Source organism: Rubrivivax sp. JA1055, from assembly GCF_020966565.1.
Classification (GTDB): Bacteria; Pseudomonadota; Gammaproteobacteria; order Burkholderiales; family Burkholderiaceae_C; genus Rubrivivax; species Rubrivivax benzoatilyticus.
Genome location: NZ_JAJKFP010000008.1, coordinates 1 through 551, shown reverse-complemented (window position 1 = coordinate 551; position 551 = coordinate 1). Strand labels below are relative to the sequence as shown.

1 protein-coding gene is annotated in these 551 nt (G+C 65.7%); it reads right to left on the bottom strand.

Annotated elements, in window-relative coordinates; all coding sequences use genetic code 11:
- Window positions 1–551 (bottom strand): pyruvate formate lyase family protein (locus LOC65_RS19280; RefSeq protein WP_310736951.1); only part of this gene is annotated, 551 nt, incomplete at both ends.

Here is a 551-nt window from a genome sequence, read left to right as displayed (position 1 = left end):
GCCATCGTGCGCAGGATGTCGCGGTCGTGCAGCGCCATCTCGATGCGCTCGTAGGCGTACTTGTCGTGCATGAAGTGGATCGCGTTGAGCGACTTCATGTAGACGCCCGACAGCCACTCCATCGTCGGCACGAACTTGGCGACGACCTCGTCGTAGTCGAGCAGCTCGCCGGTGATCGGCTCGGTGACCGGGCCGACCTGCTCGCCGCTGACTTCGTCACGGCCGCCGTTGATCGCGTACAGCAGCGCCTTGGCCAGGTTGGCGCGCGCGCCGAAGAACTGCATCTGCTTGCCGATGCGCATCGCCGACACGCAGCAGGCGATGCCGTAGTCGTCGCCCCAGTACGGACGCATCAGGTCGTCGTTCTCGTACTGCACCGAGCAGGTGTCGATGGAGGTCTTGGCGCAGAAGTCCTTGAAGCCCTGCGGCAGCTGCTCCGACCACAGCACGGTCAGGTTGGGCTCGGGCGCCGGGCCCAGGTTGTTGAGCGTCTGCAGGAAGCGGAAGCTGTTCTTGGTGACCAGCGGACGGCCGTCTTCGCCGACGCCGCC